This window comes from Leadbettera azotonutricia ZAS-9 (genome assembly GCF_000214355.1).
Lineage (GTDB): Bacteria > Spirochaetota > Spirochaetia > Treponematales > Breznakiellaceae > Leadbettera > Leadbettera azotonutricia.
The window spans coordinates 1,991,029-2,011,910 of the sequence record NC_015577.1 but is presented as its reverse complement, the minus strand read 5'-3'; the positions used below and the strand labels follow the sequence as shown (position 1 = coordinate 2,011,910).

Here is a 20,882-nt window from a genome sequence, read left to right as displayed (position 1 = left end):
ATTCTATGTCGGGCCACAGCAAATGGGCGACTATTAAACACGCTAAGGGTGCCGCTGATGCAAAGCGGGGCCAGATGTTCACTAAGCTGATCAAGGAAATTACTATTGCCGCCAGAATGGGCGGGGGCGATCCCAATGGGAATCCCCGGCTTAGGACTGCCATCCTCAAGGCCAGGGGCGCCAATATGCCCAAGGACAATATCACCAATGCCATCAAAAAGGGCACCGGCGAACTTGAAGGCGTCAGCTACGAAGAACTGACTTACGAAGCCTTCCTTGGAGGCGGGGTAGGGCTGCTCATCGAGGTGCTTACAGACAACAAAAACCGCGCGGCTGCGGATGTACGCAATCTCTTGACCCGTGGCGGCGGCGAGCTTGCCAAGGCCGGCTCTGTCTCGCGGCTCTTCAAGCGCCAGGGGATCATCACCCTGGACGGGGAAAAATACACCGAAGATCAGGTGATGGAAGCTGCCATCGACGGAGGCGCCGAAGATGTGGCTGCTTCTGATGGCATCGTCGAAGTTACCACCGCCCCTGAAGATTTTGAAGCCGTGGCCAATGCCCTTTCTGAAAAGGGTTTTGAAACCATGAGCGCCGAAATCAGCATGGTTGCCGATACCGAGGTAAGCCTTGAAAACGAAGCGACCGCAAAGGCTGTAAAACTCATCGACAGGCTCGAAGAAAACGACGATGTTCAGAACGTGTACTCGAATATCGCCATCCCCGATGGGTTCGAGTCCGAGTAAAAAAAGCGGCCTCCTCAAGGCCGCCAGCGATCGGGCAGGGCGCAGGATTTTGGGCGTTGACCCCGGCCTTGCCTCCACTGGCTGGGGGGTGATTGATTATACGGGCAATAAGCTCCGCTACATAGCCCACGGCTGCATCGAAACAGAGGCGAACCGCCCCAGGGCGGAGCGCCTTTTTTTTATTTATCGATCTTTTGTTGAGGTGCTCAAAACATATACGCCCGCGGAAGCGGCCATAGAAAATCTCTATTTCGGCAAGAATGTTTCAAGCGCCATGGCAGTGGCCGAAGCCCGGGGAGTGCTCTGCATGGCCCTGGCGCAGGCGGGCCTTCCGGTGCTGGAGCTTACTCCCAATGCCATCAAGAAAGCGGTGGTGGGTGAAAGTTCGGCGGGCAAGGCTCAGGTTCAGGAGATGGTGCGTTTTCTCCTGGGCCTTACGGAGATACCCAGGCCCGACCATGCTGCCGACGCCCTGGGCGCTGCGGTGTGCGCGGCGCATTCGGTTACGTTTGGATGATGAACATTTTTATATTTAATAAATAACCACACATTAATTTTCCAATTGCGGACACGGAAACGCAATAGACGTGCGGGGGTGTCTGTCGGACCTGAACGTATTTGCGTATTTTGTCTGTTCCGAGCCTATCGGTATTTTTACTCTATTGCGGCATAAAATCTCTTTACTCACCCGCTGAACTCAGGATTATTTCTTGCCCCGGTTCGATAATGAGCTTATTTGGCGCATCCCATTTATCTGCACGTTTCCTATTGAACAGTGCGCGAGGTTTCAGATGAATGGGTATGTTGTGTTTTGCCCCGACCATCTTTGCGCATTTCGACCCCATTTTGAGGCTCATGTTGACAACGCCATCGCAAGGAAATAATGCGTAATCAAGTTTACGTTCCGCAAAGCTTTCCATTTGTTTTGTCATTGACGTATCACCGGAAGCATACAAAGATATACCATCAAGTGAGATGATATACCCAACGCATTTTCTTGGGTTATGTATAAGATTTTTCGCTTCAACGGCTTCAATATGAATTCCATTTATATCAAAACTGTTATGTTTACCGCCAGCCAATGCCTCGACATTCGTAATAACCCGGCAGCCGTCTTTTTGCGTGACCAGTTCGATCTTGTTATGGTCGCTATGCTGGTGGGTGATAAGCACAATATCGGCGGGCAAAGTGTATCCGTCACCCGCATAGGGGTCAACATATATCACTCGTCCATCACTGGCGCTTATACGAAAGCTGCCGTGTCCCTGGTAGTATAATTTTGGCATTACGTTCATTGTTTATTCCCCTTTTAGTTTTGTAAAATTAGAATGCGTGACATATCCGTACACTGCTTCCATTCTTCCCTAATTTCTTCCCAAATTCATATATTATTTTCATTACCCTGCAAAAGTTCAAATTTATTTTTATTAAAATTCAACATTCTTTCATCACGCATCCGGCAAAGTTCCTGCGACATTGCGCTCCTATCAATTGAAAGATAATCCGCCAGTTCTTGCCTGTTGAAGGGAATTTCAAATATGCCGCTTTTTGTTTTCCGGGCATGGAATGAAAGATAGGAAAGCAATTTTTCTCTTGTGGTACGGCGGGTAATATGCTCAATTTTCTTCATAAGCATATTGTTTTTCTGCGCCATGTTTTTGATAATATTCATTATTAGTCTCTGATGAAACATACAGGCCGATGAACAAGTGAAAATAATTTTGTTACAGTTAATCAAAAGAATATCCGATTGTTCTGCGGCTAAAATGCTGACAGGTATATAATCTTTTTCTCCGAAAGAAAAGGCTTCGCCAAATGATTCGACCGGCTCAAACCTTGCCACAATACTACGATTCCCCCAGAAATCATCCTCCACAAGGTGAATACAACCGGAAAGGACAACACCAACTGAGGTAAATTTTCCTCCAGCCATAGAAACAAAACTGCCCTTTTTATACTTTTTTGTACCGCCGACAGGCAGCTGAGAAGCGTATCCAATTCGGTTTCGTCAATTCCCTCAAAAAGAGCGCATTGACTTAATAAATAGAGTATTTTTTTTCAAAATTCGTCCTTTTATGTTGTAAATACAACCGATTTTCCGGTTCTATTCTTCTATATTTATTTTACCAAGTCAATATGGAGGAGCAGTATGGTGCGAAAAATTATAACCATAGACCGCGAAAAATGTAACGGCTGCGGGCTATGCGCTGAAGCCTGTCATGAGGGGGCTATCCGCATTATTGATGGCAAGGCAAAACTAATACGGGACGATTATTGTGATGGACTTGGTAATTGTTTGCCCGTTTGTCCTACAGGCGCTATTACTTTTGAGGAACGCGAGGCAAAAGAATATAACGAGAAGGCAATTTCCCGCGAGGCTACGGTAACGCAAAGTCAACTTACCCAGTGGCCGGTACAGATAAAACTTGTATCGGTAAATGCGCCGTATTTTGATAATGCCGCCCTGTTAATATCCGCTGACTGCGGCGCATACGCCTACGGCAATTTCCACAATGAATTTATGAAAAACAAAGTCGTTCTGATAGGCTGTCCGAAACTTGATGAAGGAGACTACGCCGAAAAACTAACTGAAATTATTAAGCGGAATAACATAAAATCAGTTATGGTAATCAGGATGGAAGTCCCTTGTTGCGGCGGCATTGAAAATGCCGTAATTACTGCGCTTAAAAATTCCAATAAAATGATTCCCTGGAGGGTGATTACCCTATCCATAAACGGCGAAATCCTGGCAGATTAAAAGTCATTGGAGGAATAGTGCTATGGGCCATCCCCCCACTTAGCGGGAGGACGCCCTTTCGTGCAAATGCGCGAAGCGAACATAATGATAAAACCGATTTCGTATTGTACCAATATCGTCTTATCTGACTACTTTTACAAAAAAACTAGTCAGATAAGACGATTTTTCGTGCTGCAGGGACGCTTCCGGCTTACGCGCGTTTACAACCTCCCTTTTTTAATGCTAGTATCTAGCAATGTTTAACAGTCTCAAGGGCATTATCACAGAAAAGTTATCCGATTCGGTTTATCTCTTAACCGGCGGAGTAGAATGGGAAATTTCCGTTCCATCCACCGACATAGACCGCCTCCCAACCAGGGGAGAGGAGGGCAGGGTCTACACCTGGTTATTGCACCGGGAAGATCAGATGAAGCTTTTCGGTTTTGCAGATGAGGAGAGGCGTGCCACGTTTCTGGAACTCCTCAAAGTTGAAGGCATAGGCCCCAAAGGCGCCCTTAAAATAATGGGCGGCATAGGGCAGGAAGAACTTGAGCGGGCTCTGGAAACAGAAAATCTTAGCAGGCTCGAAGCAGTGCCGGGGCTGGGCAAGAAAACCGCCCAGAAGATGATACTGGCCCTCAAAGGCAAGCTCGCTTCCGCAAGGGCGGCCCCTGAAATTGCTTCTCCCTACGGCGAACTTGCCAACGCTCTTGTGGAAATGGGCTACGATAAAAAGCAGGCAGTTGACGCCCTGGCAAAGGCCGATGCGGATTTGGCATCGAGTTTGACTGGTAAAGACAAAGCCGAAAAAGAGAAGCTTCTCTTTAAGCAGGCCATTGTCTATTTAAGCGGGATGTAACGGAAATATGGCAAAAAAACGCGAAAAAACAAGCGAAAAAGTATCCGAAGATTTTGCCGATTTTGACGGTATAGTCCATCCCGAACAAAAGCCTTTGGATGACGAACACGAACTAAGCCTTCGCCCCCGCAGCATGGGAGAATTCCTCGGCCAAAAGCAGATGAAAGAAAACCTCTCTGTTTTTATCGAGGCCGCCAAAAAACGCAATGAAAGCCTGGATCACCTTTTTTTGATAGGTCCTCCGGGTCTCGGCAAAACTACCCTTGCCCAGGTAGTAGCCCACGAGCTGGGTTCCGAATTCAAAGTTACCTCAGCCCCTGCCCTGGATAAACCCAAAGACCTCGCCGGCATACTTACCACGGTTACTGCGAAGACTGTTTTCTTCATCGACGAGATTCACCGCCTCAAGCCCGCCATCGAAGAGATGCTCTATATCGCAATGGAAGATTACGAACTCGACTGGATCATAGGCCAGGGCCCTTCGGCCCGTACCATACGCATACCCATTCAGCCCTTTACCCTGGTAGGCGCCACTACCAAGGCAGGCAATGTTTCGAGCCCACTCATAAGCCGTTTCGGCATCACCTGCCGTTTTTCTTTTTACGATGAAAAAGATATGGAAGCCATAGTCCGCCGTTCATCAGGAATTCTGAAAGTTCAAATTGATGATGACGCCGCGGCCCTCCTGGCCCGTTCAGCCCGGGGCACTCCCCGCGTGGTAAACCGCCTTCTCCGCCGCATCAGGGATTTTGCCCAAATCAGGAACAGCCCCGTCATCTCAAGCGAAGTAGTAGCCGAGGGCCTTAAGCGCCTCGAGATTGATAGCCTCGGCCTTGAACGCCACGACCGCGAAATACTTCGCATCATCATAGAGCGCTACAACGGCGGCCCTGTCGGCGCAGAAACCCTCGCCATTTCCATAGGCGAATCGGTAGACACCCTGGAAGATTACTACGAGCCTTACCTCATCCAGGCGGGCCTCATCCAGCGCACCCCCCGGGGCAGGGTAGTAACCGCCCTGGCCTACGAACACCTCAACTTGAAGCCGGGGAATGATGCGGGTCTCCTTTTTTAAAATTACCGGTGTATAATGAAAACTTCCGATTTCTTTTTTGATTTGCCTGAAAACCTCATTGCCCAGTACCCGCCGGAGAAGCGGGGCATGAGCCGTCTAGTGGTATTGGACAGGAAGTCCGGCCTTCGTGAACACCGCATGACAGCGGAACTCCCTCAAATACTTTCCGCTTGGGATAAAAGGCCCCTTCTGGTTTTCAACAATTCCAAAGTCCGCAAGGCCCGGCTTTTGGGAACTTCAGCGGAAACAGGCGCGAAAGCAGAATTTCTCCTCCTCAATAAAATCGATGAATATACCTGGAAGGCCATGGCCCAGCGGGCAAAACGCCGCCACCCCGGCAGCCGCTATGTGTTTGGTGATTTTGCCAAAGGGGAGATCCTTGCAGAGGACGAAGAATTCCGCATACTCCGCTTTGATCGCCCCATAGACGACAGTTGGCTGGACATCCACGGACACATACCCCTGCCGCCCTATATCAAGCGTGATGATACTAAAACCGATAGCGACCGGTATCAAACGGTCTATGCCCAAAATACCGGTTCCGCTGCAGCGCCCACCGCCGGCCTTCATTTTACCCGAGAGATTTTGGCGGACCTTGAAAAACACGGCATGGACACCGCCTTTGTCACCCTCCATGTGGGGCTTGGAACTTTCCTCCCTGTCCGCGCTTCCAACATCGAAGACCATACCATGCACGAGGAAAGTTTCAGCATTGATGAAGAGACCGCAGCGAAGATTGAAAAAGCCAAGTCCGAGAAGAGGCCGGTGCTGGCAGTAGGTACTACCAGTGTGCGTACACTGGAATCGGCCTGGATTTGCGATGCCGGTTCTCCTTCGGGGGGCTATCTCAAACGAGGCGATGGGGCTACTTCGATATTCATTTATCCGGGATATCAATTTAAAGTGATAGATGCCATGTTCACCAATTTTCACACCCCCGGCTCAACGCTGCTTATGCTGGTATCGGCTTTCGCGGGCAGGGAGCTTATCCTGGAGACTTACAGGGAAGCGGTAGAGAAGGAGTACAGGTTTTTCAGCTACGGCGATGCTATGCTGATAAAGTGATTATTTGGAATAAAGCCGGGCCGAAGCCCTTGCACCCCCTCAATTTCGCCGTTATTATTGTTTGGGCTATGCAAAACAGCAAAAAAACCGGGGATTCTGCCCCTTTCTATGCCAAAGGACTCAAGTTCTCCTGTACCAAATGCTCGGACTGCTGCAGGCACGAGCCTGGTTTCGTGTTCCTTACCGAGAATGATTTCAATGTTCTATCTAAAGCCTTGCTAATGGGGTATACTCAGTTCATGGAAACCTGTTGCCGCTGGGTTCCCTCTCCTGACGGTACCGAGCGGCTTTCTTTAAGGGAAAGATCCAATCTGGACTGCGTTCTTTGGAGGGAGGGCTGCCTTGTTTACGAAGCCCGGCCCCTGCAATGCAGGTCCTTTCCCTTCTGGCCCTCTGTGCTCCGTTCAAAAACGGCCTGGAAGGCAACAGCTATGGGTTGTCCGGGCATGGGGCATGGGGAGCTTCATTCTGCCGACATTATAGAGGGCTGGCTTGAACAACAGCATAAGGAAAATGTTATTATAAGGAAGACCTCAGACCCTAAGGGGGGGTGTTGATGCAGATCTGTTTTTTCGGCGTCCGAGGCTCCATTGCAGCGCCCCAGCTGCCGTCCCAGATAAAGTCCAAAATCTCGGCCATCCTCGAACGGCTGACCCCTGACGATATAGCCAGTCCCGAAAACCGCGAACACTTCCTGGCTGGTCTCCCGCCCTGGCTTTTTGGCACAGTAGGCGGTAATTCACCCTGTGTTGCGGTGCGCTTTGACAAAAGCAGCGAAGTCATTGTTTTCGATGCAGGCTCGGGCATACGGGAGCTGGGCATTGCCTGTTCCAAAGAATCGCCCAAGCCCCAGCATTACCATATCTTTTTTTCCCATTTCCATTGGGATCATATAGCGGGCCTTCCTTTCTTTAACCCCGCCTACGATCCTTCTGTCTCTGTTGATTTCTATTCCCCCAAGCCCAACCTCGAAACCGCCCTCCATGGCCAGATGGCGTCCCCTTATTTTCCGGTGCACATGGAATCCATGGGGGCAAAAAAGGCTTTCCGCACCCTGGGAGAGCCACTCGATATCAATGGCTGCAAAATTACCTGGAAAAAGATGAACCATCCTGGGGATTCCTACTCCTATAAAGTCGAGGAGCATCAGAAGAAGTTCATTTACGCTACAGACACGGAGCTTTCGGCTGACGATTTCCTCAAAAATGATGAAAACATTGCCTATTTTCAGGGCGCCGACCTTATTGTCATAGATTCCCAATACACCCTGGGCGAGGCCATAGACAAGTACAATTGGGGCCACAGCGCTTTTAGCCTTGCGGTGGATTTTGCGGCCAATTGGGGCATCAAGCATATGGTTCTTTTCCACCATGACCCGACCTACGACGATCACAAGCTTTTCAATATACTCCAGTCTGCCCGCTGGTATACGGAGCGCATGAACATCAAGGGGATTAAAATCTCCCTTGCGATGGAAGGCATGGAGCTGGCCCTTTAAGCATGGACGAGGACGGGGTTTTTCTGGATATGGACGATTGCAAAGCCTTGTTCCTGGCTTTTAAAAAGGATGAAGCCAATCTGTCCGATGCCAAGCGGGACATACTCCGCCGTATCGAGAAACTGCTGTATGCCCGCCTTACTGTTCAGGAGCTTGAAGACCTCTATGAATGAACATCGGTATTTCACTGAACAATGGTGTTTAAGGGGTAATTCATGCTCCGGGTAATACGTAGAATTGCCAAATTCATGAGCATACTCATAGCCCTGGCTTTGGTTCTGTGCGGCCTGGCCGTAGCGGGCTTTATGTATTTCAATGCCCCTCCGGATTCGGCAGCCCATCCCCTTGCAGGGGACAATACTCTAAGAATAGACAGCGATGGCGCCCTTTTCCTTGAAGTGAGGAGCGGCGAGACTTCCCTTTCCGTAGGGAACCGCCTCCAGGAAGCTGGAATCATACGCAATCGTTATTTTTGGCAGGTTCTGTCGCGATACAAAAAGGACTATATAAAAACCGGTTCTTACCGCATTGAACTCCCCGCAAGCCAGATCGCCATTCATTCGCTTCTTGTGGCGGGGGATCAAATCCTCGTCCGTGTTACCATACCCGAGGGCGTTACCCTAAAAAAAACCGCCCGCATCATGGAAGAATCAGGAATCTGTCCGGGGGATGCATTTATCGAAGCCGCCTCGTCCCCAGGCCTTTTAAACTATTACCATATCCCTAACAAAACCCTGGAAGGCTATCTTTACCCCGACACCTACCTTTTCCCCCTTTCCTATCCTGCCGAAAAAGTAGCTGCCCAAATGGCGGATAACTTTTACAGCCGCCTTTCCGAGGCTGCTCCGGAGGCACTGAACATGAGCGCCGGGGAACTCAACGATAGGGTGATACTCGCTTCCATTGTTGAGCGGGAATACCGGGTTAACCAGGAAGCGGCCATTATGGCGGGTGTTTTCCTCAACCGCCTTAAAATCGGCATGGCACTCCAGTCCTGCGCCACTGTCGAATACGTCATCACCGAGATTCAGGGCCGGCCCCACCCGGAAGTGCTTTATAACCGGGACATTGAGATCCGGGACCCTTACAATACCTACATACGGCCGGGCCTTCCTCCAGGGCCGATTTCAGCCCCCGGCAGGGTAGCCCTGGACGCGGCTTTCCACCCCGTGCCTTCGGACTTCCTCTACTTTAGGCTTGTAGACGCCGCAGCAGGCAGCCACTATTTTTCCAGAACCCTGGACGACCATATAAAAGCGGGAGCCCTTTACCTCAAGGGGAGCGCCCGCTAGATGCCCCTTATTTCCAAAACCACCATCGATGAAGTGAACAGCCGCATGGACGCCGTGGCGGTTGTTCAGGATTATGTGCGCCTCGATAAAAGGGGAGGCCGCTGGTGGGGCCTCTGTCCCTTTCATTCTGAAAAGACAGGTTCCTTCACGGTCAACCCGGAAATGAAAGCCTATCACTGTTTTGGCTGCGGAAAAGGCGGCTCGGTCTTGAACTTTGTCATGGAAATGGACAAGCTCAGCTTCCCCGAAACAGTGGAGCTTTTGGCGAAAAAGCTGGGCATAGAGATCGTCTACGACAATTCCGGCAGCGGCCCGGCCCCGGATGACGGGAAAAACCAGCGGAAAGAAGAGCTTTTTGAGCTTTATAGGCGAATGGCTGCCACTTTTCAGCATTTTTTGGAAAAAAAAGCTGAAGGAGGGCCCGCAAAACAGTATATTATAGGCAGAGGCTTGAACAACGAAATGATTGAACGCTTCCATTTAGGCTACGCCCCCGGGGATCGCCAATGGCTTTACAGTTTCCTTTTGAAAAAGGGGTACTCCAGGGATTTCCTCAATGTGTCGGGGCTTTTCTCGTCCCGGTATCCGGGAATGCCCCTTTTTGCGGGCCGCATTATGTTCCCCATTTCCGACCGCCAGGGCCGAATCGTGGCCTTTGGGGGCCGTGTGCTCGAAGGCGCCCAGGGTCCCGTGCGCGCCGACGGCAGGGCGCCTCCTAAATACATCAACTCCCCGGAAATCGAAATTTACAAAAAAGGCGAAACCATTTTTGCCATTGATCTTGCCCTGCCCGAAATACGGCATACCAAGGAGGTGTACCTTGTCGAGGGCTACATGGATGCAATCGCCATGCATCAGGCGGGAATCGCCAATACTGTGGCGCCTTTGGGCACAGCCTTTACGGACGATCAGGCCAAGCTCCTCAGGCGCTGGGCCGAAAAAGCCATCCTGGTTTTTGATTCGGACGGGGCAGGGCAGGCCGCTGTGGTCAAGGGCATACTCACCTGCCGCCGGAACGGCCTTTCCTGCGCTGTAGCGGTCCCTACAGGCGAAGGGGAAGCTGCATTAAAGGACCCTGCCGATATTCTTAAAAATTATGGTCCAGAGGCGTTGCAAAAGAGTGTTAAATGTTATATAAATGATTTTGAATACCTTATTGCCCGGGCAAAGTCTCTCTATGATACCAGCGGCTCTGAAGGGAAGGCAAAGGCAGTGTCCTTTATCTTCCCCTTTATCCAGACCCTGGACTCCGAGGTGGCAAAAGACGCCTTTATAGACGCCGCCGCCGATGCCTTTGGGGCATCCCGTCAGGCGGTGAAGAACGATTTGCGTCGCATAGCAGCAGGTATTCGTCAGGGCGAGGGAAAGCCTCAGCCCCACAAGGAGGATAAACCTGGTCAAGTCCGCATGAACGATGAGCTTTTTCTGCTCATGGTTGTGGCGGTGAATGACATGAAGGAAGGGAACCAAAAGCTATACCCTGAATTCCGGAAGGCCCTCAAAATAAATGAGATCGATGACGCTGCGGCAAAAGAACTTTTTATCGCTTTGGAAGAAAGTTACATAAATGATGAAGCCGGGGTCGATCAGTTTCTGGACAGGATTAAGCTGAAAGAAGTACGGGATTTTTTCCTTGAAAGGGGGAGTTCGGAGGAATTTACGATCAACCCCGAAAGGCTCCTTGCCGATGGCATCAAAAAAACGATCCGAAAAAAGCTGGAGCGCCAGCTGGACGAAATTGTCATAAAATTGCGGAGCCTGAAGAAAAATGCCTCCCCTGGGGATGAAGAAGCCGATGATTTACTTGCCGAGAAAATGCGCATAGACGAAAAATTGCGTCAACTGAAGGAAGATAGCCGATGACCCAAACCAAAAAGCCTGTTGTGCCAGCTCCGGAGACCGCTCTGGACCCTGCTGTAATCAAGCTGATTGAATACGCGAAAGAAAAGAAAACCCTCTCTTATGAGGAATTGCAGGATTATCTGCCTGAACACATCGCCAACTCCGATAAAATCGATGAAGTTCTGGCCCTCCTGGAAGCCAACAATGTGCAGCTCACCGAGGAAGCGGGGGAGGACGAGCCTGAAACCGAGACCCGCAAGGCGGCGGAGACCGAAAAGAAACGCCTTGTCTCAAACGACAAGGAATCGTCGGTGGACGATCCTATCAGGCTTTACCTCCGCGAAATTGGCAAGGAGAACCTCCTCACAGCGGAGCAGGAGATTGAGCTCTCCAAAGCCATGGAAGAAGGCGAGAACATCATCAAAGGGGTGATCAAGAAGTCGGGCATGATCATCCCCGAATTCTACCACATCGCCCAAAAAGCCTTTTCCAAACGGGATCTCAGGGAATTGAACCTCTCCAAAAAAGAGATCACCGAGCATATGACCGAGCGCAGGCGGCTCAACCAGTTCTACAAGGAAACCTTGCGCGTGGTTTTGCCGGATCTCAAGACCTATATCGAGACCAAGAAAAAGCTCATCACCAAGGGCGTGAACATCTTCGAAGATCCCGAGCTCAACGAGCTCAGGGCCAGCGTCATAAAGATTGTCACCAACGCCGAGATTCACCCTGAAGAGATTTTGGGCTTTTCCGAAAAATTCATCCAGGCGTCCAAACGCATCAAGCGCTACAAGAAAGATCAGGAGCGCATCGAGAAGAACCTCCGGGTAGGCTCCCTCAAAGAGCTGCGCGCTCTGGGCAGGGGCCTCACCATCAAGGAAGAGCGGGAAAAGCTTGAAGAATCCCTTGGCCTAAGCTCCGACGAGATCAAGGAAAAGATCCGCCTTATCCAGTTGACCGAGAAAAAGCTCCGCCAGATGGAAGCCGAATTCGAAGAAACCATCGAAAGCATCAACCTCATGGCCAAGGAGATCAGCCGGGGCCGCGTGATGATGAAGAATGCCAAGGACAGGCTCATCAAAGCCAACCTCCGCCTCGTAGTCTCCATCGCCAAGAAGTACACCAACAGGGGCCTCCATTTCTTCGACCTTGTCCAGGAAGGGAATATCGGCCTTATCAAAGCAGTGGAAAAATTCGAATACCAGAAGGGCTTCAAATTTTCGACCTACGCTACCTGGTGGATACGGCAGGCCATTACCCGTTCTATTTCGGATCAGGCCCGGACCATACGCGTGCCTGTGCACATGATCGAGCAGATCAACAAGGTCGTGCGGGAGTCCCGCCAGCTCATGCAGGTGCTTGGCAGGGAGCCTACAGACGAGGAAATTGCCGAGCGCCTGGGCTGGACTGCCCAGCGGGTAAAATCGGTGAAGAACGTGGCCCGGGAGCCCATAAGCCTCGAAACCCCCATAGGCGAGGAAGAAGATTCCCTGCTGGGCGACTTCATCGAGGACAAGGATGTGGAAAACCCCGCGAACCTCACCGCCTTTACCCTGCTCCAGGAACAGCTCACCACGGTCCTTTCCACCCTGCCCGCAAGGGAGCAGGAAGTGCTCAAAATGCGCTTTGGCCTGGATGACGGCTATTCCCTTACCCTGGAAGAAGTGGGGTTGTACTTCAATGTGACAAGGGAACGCATACGCCAGATAGAAGCCAAGGCCCTGCGCCGCCTCCGCCACCCAAAACGGAGCCGCCGTCTTAAAGACTATCTTGACCACTGACATAGGACTTTTCATGGAAAAAGTCCTTCAGGGGAATCTTCGATTCTCCGCAACAAATTTTTGAAGAAAGAGGCATTTTATGGCAATGGACGATGTTTTCGAAAAGCTCAGATCCCTGCAGGACATTCTGTCCGAAAAAATCACCCTTGAGCAGGACATACTGGAAATCCCCAAGCTTCTCAATACCCAGGAAGAAGTCCTCTCCAGGATGAAGAAGACCTATATCGAAAAGAACGAGATTTATGACAAGGCCAAAACTGCGGAAGCTGATTTTCGCAACCAGCTGTTCGAGGCGGAGTCTCACCGGGAAAAAGCGGAAAAAAACATGGACTCCATTTCCACCCAGCGGGAATACGAAGCCCTGGATACGGAAATCAAGAATGCCGCCGAGAAAGAGCAGCAGTTCCGCAAGGATCTGCAGCGCGAAGAACGGAACATTTCCGAGCTTAACGAGGAGATGAAGCAGAGAGCATCCCAAATAGAGCAGCAGGAAGCGGATCTGTCCGAGCGCCGCAAAGGCATCGAAGCCGAAGTGGCCGGAAAAGTCGCGCAGGTCAACGCCCTTGCCAAACAGGAAAAGGAACTCACCAGCGGCATGGATCCGGAAGTCATTTTCAAATTCGAAAGGATCATCCGCAACAAAATGGGCAAAGGCATCGTAGCCATCAAGGGCGGCGTCTGCATGGGCTGCCACATGATACTCCCTGCCCAGTTTGCCAATGACATCCGGGTAGGCAAGGAAATCGTCTTCTGCCCCTACTGTTCCCGTATACTCTTCTACGAAGAAGCCGAACAGGGAGAGGAAGAATTCTTCGACAACGACGATTCCGGCAGCCTCTCGGATCTTGACGATATAGAGGACGAGGAAGAGGAGGAAGAAGAAGAGGAAGAAGAAGAAAAAGTGAACGACTTCGACGAATAAGTGTTTTTTTAGCGATGGACCGGCTGCCGCGCCGCGCGAAGCTTTTGCTTCCGGGTGAGGAAAGTCCGGGCTCCGCAGGGCATGATGCCGGGTAACGCCCGGGCGCTTCGCTCCAAAGGGCGAAGCGACAGAGAGCGCAGCAGAAAATATACCGCGAACCCATTGGGCCGCAAGGGTGAAAAGGCGGGGCAAGAGCCCACCGCCCAGGCAGCAATGCCTGGGGCACTGCAAACCTCATCAGGAGCAAAGCCAAGCAGCAGTTGGAGGGCCCCTTCAAGACTGCGGGTAGGCTGCAAAGAGGGAATCCGCGAGGATCCCCCAAGATAGATGACAGCCAATCATACAGAACCCGGCTTATGGTTCATCGCTTTTTTGCTATACATTGACTATTTCCCAAAAACCGTATTAACTGAATAAGATTATGTCCAAAGATCGCCCTCATTCCGGTTATGGGGCAGGTTTCCGCAGGAAGCAAGCTGTCCATAGAGCCGTGCTGGCAATTGCTGTGCTTATACTCATCTCAATTTCAGCGGCAGGGTTCATGAGGCTGGGAAATCCCCGGGGCAATGAGCGCAGGGAGCTTCAGAGCCTTTGGGAATCTTCCGCTTATGCCGAAGCCTATGCCCAAAGCGCCGGCCTTTTGGCGCAAAAGCCTTTGGATTTTTTTCTCCTCACCATTCATGGGTTTTCGGCTTATCAACTGGCTATAGCCCAGATAAACAATTCCGATACCTTGAGATTCATTGATGACTGCATCTGGTCTTTGCGGAAGGCCTTGCTTTCAAACGAAGCGGAAAAAGACGGCAGGCTGTTTTATGTCCTGGGGAAAGCTTATTATGACAAGGGGCAGGGATACGCGGATCTGGCAGTCGAGTATCTCGAAAAAGCCAGGGCCCGGGGATATGAGGCCAGGGACATACCCCAGTATCTTGGCCTTGCCTATGCGGCTATCAGGGATTACCGGGGCAGCGTAGCGGCTTTTACCCTGGCATTGGGCCGGGACGCTTCGGATGTGCTGCTCTTGTCCATAGCGCGTTCCTATATTGCCCTGGAAGAAAACGATTCTGCCAGGGCCTACCTTCTCCGATGCGTGGATCTGTCGAGGGATTCCAAAACCAAGGTTGCCGCACGGCTTCTTTTGGGGGATATACTCGTCAAGGCGGGGGATACCGCCGGGGCTGAAGATCAGTATTTGAAGGCTCTGGAAGATGGGGGCGAAAATGCCGAAGCCCATTACCAGCTGGGTGTGTTGTATGACGCAGGGGGGGATACCACCCGTGCAAGGGCTGAGTGGCGCAGGGCAGTCAGGATTAATCCTGCCCATGGGCCGTCCAGGTTAAAATTGAATACTTAGGGAGGGATTATGTTTGGACGAGGATCTTCAGATATGGGAATTGATTTAGGCACCTGCAACACCCTTATTTACATCAGGGGCAAGGGCATAGTCATCAATGAACCTTCGGTAGTGGCTGTTGAACGGGGAACCAAAAAAGTCATGGCCGTTGGCGTAGACGCCAAACGTATGCTTTTTAAAACGCCCGGCAATATCATTGCCATAAGGCCCTTGCAGGATGGGGTCATTGCGGATCTTGAATCCACAGAAAAAATGATCCGTTACTTTATTTCCAAGGTCATGCCCCGCTATCGCTTTATAAAGCCCCGCATGGTTATAGGCGTGCCCTCCTGCATCACCGAAGTCGAGCGCAGGGCAGTCGAAGAGAGCGCCTACAAAGCAGGGGCCAGGGAAGTAACCGTTATCGAAGAAAGCCTCGCGGCGGCGATTGGCGCCAATATCCCCATCTTCGAGCCCGCAGGCCACATGGTCTGCGACATAGGCGGGGGCACCACGGAAATTTCGGTTATCTCTCTGGGGGGCATGGTGGTCACCAGCGCCATACGCCTTGGGGGCGACAAGTTTGACGATGCCATTGTGCGCCATGTAAGGAGCATTCATAACCTCATCATCGGCAATGGGGTTTCGGAACGGCTCAAGATAGAAATTGGGAATGCGTTCCCCGAAAAAGAAATTGAAAAGGTTGAGATTAAGGGCACTGATGCCATCACAGGGCTTCCTCGGCGCCTCGAGATCGACAGCGTTGAAGTAAGGGAAGCCTTAAAAGATCCCATCACCAAGATCGTGGACGAGATTAAAGCCACCCTGGGCAAGACCCCTCCCGAACTTGCGGCGGACATTGTGGAGTGGGGCATTGTGATGACAGGGGGCGGATCGCTTCTCAAAGGGCTTCCCAAGCTCATTCAAAAAGAAACAGGCGTGCCTGTCATTCTTGCGGATGAACCCCTCAACTGCGTGGCCCTGGGGGCAGGGAAGTATTTTGAGTACGCTAAGGGTTTTGACAATTCCCGCAGCATCTACGACAGCCTGAACGGATAGGCTTATGCGCTTGGGAGGGGGCAAAAAACAAAAGTCTCCGGTGAATACGGATCTCATTGTCTTTATAGTCCTTATGCTGGGTTCGTTTTCTGTCCTGTTTTTCTCCACCCGCAGTTTTGTCTCGGATTTTAAAGACTTGGGGCTTTCGGTGTTTTCGGGACTTAGGGGCGGAATACACGAGGCCAGCTCCTTTGTGTCCAGGACTGTTCTTTCCATCCGGGAGCTTGCGATACTGCGCCGGGAATACAACGAACTTACGGAACGCATATCCCGGTATGAACAGCTTGAGCGCAGCGCTGCGGAAATCCGCCAGGAGAACAACCGCCTCCGTGAGCAGCTGGGTTTTTCGCAGGCCCTGCGCTACCGTCATATTCCCGCCGAGCTTATCGGGAAAGATCCTGACAATCTGTTTTCGGCTTTTGTGATAAACAAGGGAGTCCACGCCGGGATAAAGGCAAATATGCCTGTCATAGCGTATCAGGGCGGAACCCAGGGCCTGGTAGGAAAAGTGATACAGGCAGGGGCTTTCGAAAGCCTTGTGATGCCCCTCTATGACGCGAGCTCTTTTGTTTCTTCCCGGCTTTCGGAATCCCGCTACGAAGGAATAAGCGAAGGCCAGGGCAAGACCGAGGATCGCCTTGTCATGCGCTTTATACAAAAGCAGGCCCGGGACGAGATAAGCATAGGCGAGATGGTTGTGACTTCGGGCCTGGGCGGTATTTATCCTCCGGGGATAAACATTGGCAGGGTGAATATCATAAATTACCAGGAAAATGAAAACTCCATGGTAGTTGAATTGGACGCTGCCATTGATTTTTCGCGGCTTGAATATGTTTTCGTGATTGACGCCTCAACTGAAACTGCTGTTTCAGAGGCGCCCAATGGCTAAGAAGATTTTTTGGGCTGTTGTCTTTTGCATAGCCGCCGCCCTGCTTCAATCAACCTTGTTCCGCAGGCTTGCGATTTACCACGCAGTCCCCGATCTTGTCCTGGGCATTGTCGTATACACTGCGTATGTGAACGGCACCATGACAGGGCAGCTCACCGGTTTCTTTTCCGGCTTGCTTCTGGATTTTCTTTCGGCGGCTCCTCTGGGGCTCAATGCTTTTGTCCGCACTTTGGCAGGGGCCTTGGCAGGGCTCATGAAGGGCGCCTTCTTTCTCGATCCCTTTTTGCTTCCCATGGCCCTTTGCGCAGGCGCGACAGTGTTAAAAGCATTGGTGTTTTTTCTGCTTCATCTGCTCCTGGTGGGTGCTATTCCATCCTACGATTTTGCGGCGCCCCTTTTCTGGGTGGAGCTGGGAATGAATATCGTTTCAGCGCCTTTCCTCTTCGGGTTTTTGCGCCTCTTTGAATCCCTGCTCGCAGGGAAGAGGGAAACGTAATGGCTTCCGAACGGGAAGAAAGGCCCGAATTGCGCATCGCGGTCCTCAGGGGGCTTTTCATATTTATCTTCGTTGCGTACGCAATAAGGCTTTTCAGCATGCAGATCTTAAGCGGCGATGTGTACCGCTCCCGGGCCCAGAATATTGCCCGCAGGACCACGGTCATACCGGCCCAGAGGGGCGAAATATACGACCGGAATTACACCCAGCCCCTGGTGCTCAACACCGATTCCTTTGCGGTGAGCGTAACTCCTGCAGAAGTCCCCAGGGCCGAAATGGACGATCTCATAGGGCGCCTCGCGGCAATACTCAATGTAGGCCGGGAGCAGATTGAACGGAAGCTTCCTCCTTCAATTTATTATCTTTACCAGCCTGTGGAAGTTGCGGCGAATGTCGCTTTTGGCACCATTGCCGCGTTGGCTGAACAGGTTGATACCCTGCCGGGGGTTTCATGGCAGTCCAAGCCCATGCGCAGCTATGTTGAAATAGGGAGCCTTTCCCACATCATAGGATATGTGGGCGGCATAACCCGGGATGAGCTTACCATGCTTTATAACAAGGGCTACAAGCAGGATGATGTCATCGGCAAGAACGGCATAGAGCGGCAGTACGACGAGATACTGCGGGGAAGGGAAGGCCGGGAAACCCGCACTGTTGATGTGAGAGGCAGGCGCGTGGGGGACAATACCCGGATCGCCCCCACCATGGGCAAGAACCTAGTGCTCACCATAGACCGGAAAATTCAAACCCTGGCTGAAAAAGCCCTGGGCAGGCGCATAGGGGCTGTGGTGGTGACCCGCCCGTCAACAGGGGAAATTTTAGCCATGGTCTCCTATCCCTGGTACGATCCCAATATCTTCAACCATTCGGATCTTGGCTCAGAATACCAGGCTCTGATAAGCGATCCCAACAAGCCCCTCATTAATCGGGCCATACAGTCGAGCTATCCTCCGGCCTCTACCTTTAAAATCATCATGACCACAGGCATTATTGCCGAGAACGCGTTCCCCCCGGATCAAACAATCGACTGCCTCGGTGAACTGAGCTATGGCGACCGTCTCTGGCGCTGCCATATCAGGCGGCCTGGGCATGGGAGGCTCAATCTGCACCAGGCAATGGCGCAATCCTGCGATATTTATTATTGGAACGTGGGCCGCGACTATCTTGGGGTTGAAAACATCGTGAACTATGCCAGGGATTATGGTTACGGGGATGTAACCGGCATAGACATTCCCGGGGAAATCTCCGGCTTTGTCCCCACCCCCCAATGGAAGGATCGCCGCCTCCACGAACGCTGGCAGGGCGGCGATACCATGAATATGTCCATAGGCCAGGGCTATACCCTGGTAACCCCCCTGCAGATGAACAATATGGTTTCCATGGCAGCGAACGGCGGGGTTGTTTATAAGCCCCATCTCCTCAAGGAAGTGCGGGACCCGCGGACAGGGGCAGTGGAACAGAGCATGCAGCCGGAAGTTCTGCACCAGAGCGATTTGCCCCTTTCGGTGTTTGAAGAAGTCCGCAAAGACATGCGGGGCGTAATCAGCGAAGGGACAGCCCGTTTCCCTTTGGACATAAAAGCCGTCGAGATCGCAGGCAAGACAGGGACTGCCGAAGTGGGGCTCCAGGACAAATGGCATTCCTGGTTCACTTCCTATGCGCCCTACCAGACTGATGACCCCGAAGAAAGGGTAGCGGTGACCGTGATCGTGGAAGCGGTGAATGCCTGGGAATGGTGGGCTGTTTACTGCTCCGCGATTATTTATCAGGGCATATTTGCCGACCAGACCTACGAGGAAGCCTCGCGCACTCTGGGCATTCAAAACAATCTGACCATACAGGGACGCAGGGAATAGCATGGCCCTTAAAGACTATCTGGAAATAGATTTTTTCCTCCTTTTCGCAGCAGTAGTGTTGACTGTCTTTGGAGTGCTATTCATCTATTCATCGGGAATTTCGGGAATTTCTTCCGCCGGGCCTTTGGCTTCCTCTGAATATATGCGGCAGATTATCTGGGGCATAAGCGGGTTTTTAATCGCTCTGGTGCTGGTGCTGGTCGATTACAGGCGCATAAGAGATCTTTCACTCTGGTTTTATCTGGGAACCCTGGTTTTGCTTTTTTATACCTGCGTTTTCGGGCGTGTTGTGAACGGCGCCAGGGCATGGATAGGCATAGGCGCTTTCGGCATACAGCCCTCCGAATTCGCCAAGATCACAACCATTATTTTTCTGGCCCGCCATCTTGCGGATTCGGGCAGAGGTGCCGACTCATTTATGCGGTTCGTGATCTCCTGTTTTATTGTTTTTCTGCCCATGGGGCTGATCCTGATACAGCCGGATTTCGGCACTTCCCTTGTCTTTATACCTATACTCCTGGTGATGACTTTTGCGGCCGGCGTGGCATTGCGGTATGTGCTTTTTCTTTTGGCAACCATAGCTCTCACCGGGGGGCTTATGGTATTGCCCCTCTGGCAGAGCCTGATACTAAAAAACCAATCCCTTGATTTGACATTCTTGAGCAATTCAAAATTCATAGGCTTTGCAATACTTGCCCTTGGCGCCATAGGCATTATCGCTGTTTTTGGGTTTGTAAAATACAGGAAGCGTTACTTTTTCTGGATAGTTTATTCCGCAGCAGTAGTGGTACTTTCTTTGGGGGCTTCATTCATGTCCCACAAAGTGCTCAAAGATTACCAGATCATGCGGCTCATCGTGTTCCTGGACCCCGAGGTCGATCCCCAGGGAGCAGGCTGGAACATTATCCAGTCCGTTACCGCCATAGGTTCAGGGGGCCTTGCGGGCAAAGGCTATTTACAGGGCACCCAGAGCCATTACCGCTTTTTGCCCCAGCAGAGCACGGACTTTATCTTTTCGATTTTTACCGAGGAGTGGGGCTTTTTGGGGGGCCTCCTGGTTTTTGCCCTTTTCCTGGTCATCATACTCCGCCTTATGCGCATAGTAAGAACCTCGGCAGATCCCTTTGGGGCTTATATCTGCGCAGGGCTTGCAGGCATGTTCATATTTCACTTTTTCATCAATGTGGGGATGACCATGGGGATCATGCCCATCACAGGCATCCCTCTGCTCTTCATGTCCTACGGTGGTTCATCCATTATCTCCGCCATGGTTGGAATAGGCCTAGCGCTAAGCATACATGTGAGGAGGTTCCTCCATTAGGGACTATATTGATGTTCTGAAGGATATTGGCGGCGCAATTCTTGATGCTGAAAAACCCGTACGTTATGTCGGGGGCGAATATGGCCGCCTTGCAAAAAAGGACGCTTCTTT

21 protein-coding genes and 1 other RNA gene are annotated in these 20,882 nt (G+C 51.5%); 20 read left to right on the top strand and 2 right to left on the bottom strand.

What is annotated here, in order from left to right; translation table 11 throughout:
* The first annotated feature begins 5 nt into the window (after nucleotides 1–5).
* Together TREAZ_RS08760 and ruvC are read left to right on the top strand one after the other, a co-directional pair.
* A complete protein-coding gene (locus TREAZ_RS08760) occupies nucleotides 6–746 on the top strand; it encodes a YebC/PmpR family DNA-binding transcriptional regulator (RefSeq protein WP_015711477.1) in 741 nt (246 codons plus the stop codon).
* The gene (gene ruvC / locus TREAZ_RS08755) at nucleotides 727–1,263 is read left to right on the top strand and encodes a crossover junction endodeoxyribonuclease RuvC (protein ID WP_015711476.1); all 537 of its coding nucleotides are present in this window, start codon (nucleotides 727–729) and stop codon (nucleotides 1,261–1,263) included. The genes TREAZ_RS08760 and ruvC overlap by 20 nt, the downstream gene beginning before the upstream one ends.
* Before the next feature lie 163 nt (nucleotides 1,264–1,426).
* On the opposite strand, the gene TREAZ_RS08750 is transcribed toward ruvC, so the two are convergent.
* Both TREAZ_RS08750 and TREAZ_RS08745 read right to left on the bottom strand, forming a co-directional pair.
* Complete coding sequence (locus TREAZ_RS08750) at nucleotides 1,427–2,041, bottom strand: MBL fold metallo-hydrolase (protein ID WP_015711475.1); 615 nt, start codon at nucleotides 2,039–2,041, stop codon at nucleotides 1,427–1,429.
* 86 nt (nucleotides 2,042–2,127) lie between these two features.
* Complete coding sequence (locus TREAZ_RS08745; RefSeq protein ID WP_201764762.1) at nucleotides 2,128–2,679, bottom strand: Crp/Fnr family transcriptional regulator; 552 nt, start codon at nucleotides 2,677–2,679, stop codon at nucleotides 2,128–2,130.
* A 216-nt stretch (nucleotides 2,680–2,895) separates the two neighbouring features.
* Here TREAZ_RS08745 and TREAZ_RS08740 point away from each other — a divergent pair, with 216 nt between their 5' ends.
* The 18 genes from TREAZ_RS08740 to rodA all read left to right on the top strand — a co-directional run bounded on the left by TREAZ_RS08740 (nucleotide 2,896) and on the right by rodA (nucleotide 20,771).
* Entirely contained in the window at nucleotides 2,896–3,504 is a 609-nt protein-coding gene (locus TREAZ_RS08740) for an ATP-binding protein (RefSeq protein WP_015711474.1), read from the top strand.
* A gap of 235 nt (nucleotides 3,505–3,739) precedes the next feature.
* Nucleotides 3,740–4,342, top strand: a complete 603-nt coding sequence (gene ruvA, locus TREAZ_RS08735; protein ID WP_015711473.1) for a Holliday junction branch migration protein RuvA — start codon at nucleotides 3,740–3,742, stop codon at nucleotides 4,340–4,342.
* Nucleotides 4,343–4,349: 7 nt separating this feature from the next.
* Nucleotides 4,350–5,417, top strand: a complete 1,068-nt coding sequence (gene ruvB / locus TREAZ_RS08730) for a Holliday junction branch migration DNA helicase RuvB (protein ID WP_015711472.1) — start codon at nucleotides 4,350–4,352, stop codon at nucleotides 5,415–5,417.
* Nucleotides 5,418–5,432: 15 nt separating this feature from the next.
* The gene (queA, locus tag TREAZ_RS08725; protein WP_015711471.1) at nucleotides 5,433–6,482 is read left to right on the top strand and encodes a tRNA preQ1(34) S-adenosylmethionine ribosyltransferase-isomerase QueA; all 1,050 of its coding nucleotides are present in this window, start codon (nucleotides 5,433–5,435) and stop codon (nucleotides 6,480–6,482) included.
* 68 nt (nucleotides 6,483–6,550) lie between these two features.
* Nucleotides 6,551–7,039 carry a YkgJ family cysteine cluster protein gene (locus TREAZ_RS08720; RefSeq protein ID WP_043923414.1) on the top strand — a complete coding sequence of 163 codons (489 nt, stop codon included), beginning with the start codon at nucleotides 6,551–6,553 and terminating at the stop codon, nucleotides 7,037–7,039.
* Nucleotides 7,039–7,980 carry an MBL fold metallo-hydrolase gene (locus tag TREAZ_RS08715; RefSeq protein ID WP_015711469.1) on the top strand — a complete coding sequence of 314 codons (942 nt, stop codon included), beginning with the start codon at nucleotides 7,039–7,041 and terminating at the stop codon, nucleotides 7,978–7,980. Before TREAZ_RS08720 ends, TREAZ_RS08715 begins: the two co-directional genes overlap by 1 nt.
* 2 nt (nucleotides 7,981–7,982) lie before the next feature.
* Complete coding sequence (locus TREAZ_RS18240) at nucleotides 7,983–8,153, top strand: hypothetical protein (RefSeq protein WP_015711468.1); 171 nt, start codon at nucleotides 7,983–7,985, stop codon at nucleotides 8,151–8,153.
* Nucleotides 8,154–8,195: 42 nt separating this feature from the next.
* The gene (gene mltG, locus TREAZ_RS08710; RefSeq protein ID WP_015711467.1) at nucleotides 8,196–9,272 is read left to right on the top strand and encodes an endolytic transglycosylase MltG; all 1,077 of its coding nucleotides are present in this window, start codon (nucleotides 8,196–8,198) and stop codon (nucleotides 9,270–9,272) included.
* Nucleotides 9,273–11,135 (top strand): DNA primase, encoded by a 1,863-nt coding sequence (dnaG, locus tag TREAZ_RS08705; RefSeq protein ID WP_015711466.1) that lies wholly within the window; start codon nucleotides 9,273–9,275, stop codon nucleotides 11,133–11,135.
* Nucleotides 11,132–12,895: an RNA polymerase sigma factor RpoD gene (gene rpoD, locus TREAZ_RS08700; protein ID WP_015711465.1), complete on the top strand. Its 1,764-nt coding sequence runs from the start codon at nucleotides 11,132–11,134 to the stop codon at nucleotides 12,893–12,895. The genes dnaG and rpoD overlap by 4 nt, the downstream gene beginning before the upstream one ends.
* A 79-nt stretch (nucleotides 12,896–12,974) precedes the next feature.
* Entirely contained in the window at nucleotides 12,975–13,817 is an 843-nt protein-coding gene (locus TREAZ_RS08695) for a zinc ribbon domain-containing protein (protein ID WP_043923012.1), read from the top strand.
* Nucleotides 13,818–13,827: 10 nt separating this feature from the next.
* An RNA gene (gene rnpB / locus TREAZ_RS17610) (RNase P RNA component class A) lies at nucleotides 13,828–14,190 on the top strand.
* A 48-nt stretch (nucleotides 14,191–14,238) separates the two neighbouring features.
* Nucleotides 14,239–15,171 carry a tetratricopeptide repeat protein gene (locus TREAZ_RS08685; RefSeq protein WP_148257772.1) on the top strand — a complete coding sequence of 311 codons (933 nt, stop codon included), beginning with the start codon at nucleotides 14,239–14,241 and terminating at the stop codon, nucleotides 15,169–15,171.
* Between the two features lie 9 nt (nucleotides 15,172–15,180).
* Nucleotides 15,181–16,209 carry a rod shape-determining protein gene (locus TREAZ_RS08680; RefSeq protein WP_015711461.1) on the top strand — a complete coding sequence of 343 codons (1,029 nt, stop codon included), beginning with the start codon at nucleotides 15,181–15,183 and terminating at the stop codon, nucleotides 16,207–16,209.
* 4 nt (nucleotides 16,210–16,213) lie between these two features.
* The gene (mreC, locus tag TREAZ_RS08675) at nucleotides 16,214–17,098 is read left to right on the top strand and encodes a rod shape-determining protein MreC (protein ID WP_015711460.1); all 885 of its coding nucleotides are present in this window, start codon (nucleotides 16,214–16,216) and stop codon (nucleotides 17,096–17,098) included.
* The gene (mreD, locus tag TREAZ_RS08670) at nucleotides 17,091–17,594 is read left to right on the top strand and encodes a rod shape-determining protein MreD (RefSeq protein ID WP_015711459.1); all 504 of its coding nucleotides are present in this window, start codon (nucleotides 17,091–17,093) and stop codon (nucleotides 17,592–17,594) included. The genes mreC and mreD overlap by 8 nt, the downstream gene beginning before the upstream one ends.
* Nucleotides 17,594–19,450, top strand: a complete 1,857-nt coding sequence (mrdA, locus tag TREAZ_RS08665) for a penicillin-binding protein 2 (protein ID WP_015711458.1) — start codon at nucleotides 17,594–17,596, stop codon at nucleotides 19,448–19,450. Before mreD ends, mrdA begins: the two co-directional genes overlap by 1 nt.
* 1 nt (nucleotide 19,451) lies before the next feature.
* Nucleotides 19,452–20,771: a rod shape-determining protein RodA gene (gene rodA, locus TREAZ_RS08660; protein WP_015711457.1), complete on the top strand. Its 1,320-nt coding sequence runs from the start codon at nucleotides 19,452–19,454 to the stop codon at nucleotides 20,769–20,771.
* Nucleotides 20,772–20,882: the final 111 nt, after the last annotated feature.